Below are 2,826 nucleotides of genomic sequence, written 5' to 3' on the forward strand. Positions count from 1 at the left end.
TCATCCGTTTCGCGGGTGATTCGGGTGACGGTATGCAGTTGACGGGTGACCGTTTCACGTCGGAGACGGCGTCGTTCGGGAACGATCTTTCGACGCTGCCGAATTTCCCGGCGGAGATCCGGGCGCCTGCCGGGACGCTGCCGGGTGTGTCGTCGTTCCAGCTGCATTTCGCGGATCACGACATCCTGACGCCGGGGGACGCGCCGAACGTTCTGGTGGCGATGAATCCGGCGGCGTTGAAGGCGAACCTCGCGGACGTGCCGCGTGGTGCGGAGATCATCGTGAACACGGACGAGTTCACGAAGCGGCCGATGGCGAAGGTGGGGTACGAGCGGTCTCCGCTGGAGGACGGTTCGCTGGACGCCTACCGGGTGCACGGGGTGCCCCTGACCACGTTGACGGTGGAGGCGCTGAAGGATTTCGGGCTGTCGCGCAAGGAGGCCGAGCGCAGCAAGAACATGTTCGCGCTGGGGCTGCTGTCGTGGATGTACCACCGTCCGACGGAGAACACGGAGAAGTTCCTGCGGCAGAAGTTCGCGAAGAAGCCGGACATCGCCGAGGCGAACATCGTGGCGTTCCGGGCGGGGTGGAACTTCGGGGAGACGACGGAGGACTTCGCGGTCTCCTATGAGGTGGCTCCGGCGACGAAGGCGTTCCCGGCGGGTGTGTACCGCAACATCTCGGGGAACCTGGCGCTGTCGTACGGGCTGATCGCGGCGGCCCGGCAGGCGGACCTGCCGCTCTACCTGGGCTCGTACCCGATCACGCCGGCCTCGGACATCCTGCACGAGCTGTCCAGGCACAAGAACTTCGGGGTGCGCACCTTCCAGGCCGAGGACGAGATCGCCGGGATCGGCGCCGCGCTCGGGGCGGCCTTCGGCGGTGCGCTGGGCGTCACGACGACCTCGGGGCCCGGTGTGGCGCTGAAGTCGGAGACCATCGGGCTGGCGGTGTCGCTGGAGCTGCCGCTGCTGATCGTGGACATCCAGCGCGGCGGGCCCTCGACCGGCCTGCCGACCAAGACCGAGCAGGCCGACCTGCTCCAGGCGATGTACGGGCGCAACGGCGAGGCCCCCGTCCCGATCGTCGCCCCCCGCACCGCCGCCGACTGCTTCGACGCCGCCCTCGACGCCGCCCGGATCGCGCTGACCTACCGCACCCCCGTACTGCTGCTCTCGGACGGTTACCTCGCCAACGGCTCCGAGCCCTGGCGGATCCCGGACGTGGCCGACCTGCCCGACCTCAAGGTGCAGTTCGCGACCGCCCCGAACCACACCCTGGCCGACGGCACCGAGGTGTTCTGGCCCTACAAGCGGGACCCGGAGACACTGGCCAGGCCGTGGGCGGTCCCGGGGACCCCGGGGCTGGAACACCGCATCGGCGGGATCGAGAAGCAGGACGGCACCGGGAACATCTCCTACGACCCGGCCAACCACGACCACATGGTCCGCACCCGCCAGGCCAAGATCGACGGCATCACCGTCCCCGACCTGGAAGTCGACGACCCCGCCGGAGCCGCCCGCACCCTCGTCCTGGGCTGGGGCTCCACCTACGGCCCCATCACCGCCGCCGTCCGCCGGCTCCGCGCCCAGGGGGCCCCCATCGCGCAGGCCCACCTGCGCCACCTCAACCCCTTCCCGAGGAATCTCGAAGAGGTCCTGAAGCGTTACGACAAGGTAGTGGTGCCCGAGATGAACCTCGGACAGCTGGCCACCCTGATCCGGGCGAAGTACTTGGTCGACGCCCAGTCGTACAACCAGGTCAACGGAATGCCCTTCAAGGCGGAGCAGCTCGCGACGGTTCTCAAGGAGGCCATCAATGACTGAGGTGACCGACGCCCCCCACCACCTGCTGTCCTTGGTCCCCAAGGCCGAGGCCAAGCAGTCGATGAAGGACTTCAAGTCGGACCAGGAGGTCCGCTGGTGTCCGGGATGCGGCGACTACGCCGTCCTCGCCGCCGTACAGGGCTTCATGCCCGAGCTGGGACTGGCGAAGGAGAACATCGTCTTCGTCTCCGGCATCGGCTGCTCCTCCCGCTTCCCGTACTACATGAACACCTACGGGATGCACTCCATCCACGGCCGCGCCCCCGCCATCGCCACCGGACTCGCCTCCTCCCGCCGCGACCTCTCCGTCTGGGTCGTCACCGGCGACGGCGACGCCCTCTCCATCGGCGGCAACCACCTCATCCACGCCCTGCGCCGCAACGTCAACCTCAAGATCCTCCTCTTCAACAACCGGATCTACGGCCTCACCAAAGGCCAGTACTCCCCCACCTCCGAAATCGGCAAGATCACCAAATCCACGCCGATGGGCTCCCTCGACGCCCCCTTCAACCCCGTCTCCCTCGCCCTCGGAGCCGAAGCCACCTTCGTCGCCCGCACCATCGACTCCGACCGCAAACACCTCACCGAAGTCCTGCGCCAGGCCGCCGACCACCCCGGCACCGCCCTCGTCGAGATCTACCAGAACTGCAACATCTTCAACGACGGCGCCTTCGACGCCCTCAAGGACCAGGAACAGGCCCGCGAAGCCGTCATCCGCCTCGAACACGGCCGCCCCGTCCGCTTCGGCACCGACGACACCAAGGGCGTCATCCGCAACGAACACACCGGCGACCTCGAAGTCGTCACCGTCACCCCCGACAACGAACACCGCGTCCTGACCCACGACGCCCACGCCACCAGCCCCACCACCGCCTTCGCCCTCTCCCGCCTCGCCGACCCCGACACCCTCCACCACACCCCCATCGGCGTCTTCCGCGACACCACCCGCCCCGTCTACGACACCCTCATGGCCGACCAGCTCGAAGCGGCGGTGGAGCAG

Annotated in this window: 2 protein-coding genes; both read left to right on the forward strand. The window is 68.2% G+C overall.

All coding sequences use genetic code 11. The features are described from left to right. The first annotated feature begins 2 nt into the window (after nt 1-2). Nucleotides 3-1,826, forward strand: a complete 1,824-nt coding sequence (locus ABZW32_RS39485; protein WP_356225706.1) for a 2-oxoacid:acceptor oxidoreductase subunit alpha — start codon at nt 3-5, stop codon at nt 1,824-1,826. Then, a partial coding sequence (locus ABZW32_RS39490) for a 2-oxoacid:ferredoxin oxidoreductase subunit beta (protein ID WP_356225708.1) occupies nt 1,819-2,826 on the forward strand: 1,008 nt, incomplete at its 3' end. The genes ABZW32_RS39485 and ABZW32_RS39490, both read left to right, overlap by 8 nt.

The sequence above is a fragment of the Streptomyces sp. NPDC004667 genome, assembly GCF_040609475.1.
In the GTDB taxonomy this organism is placed as follows: Bacteria; Actinomycetota; Actinomycetes; order Streptomycetales; family Streptomycetaceae; genus Streptomyces.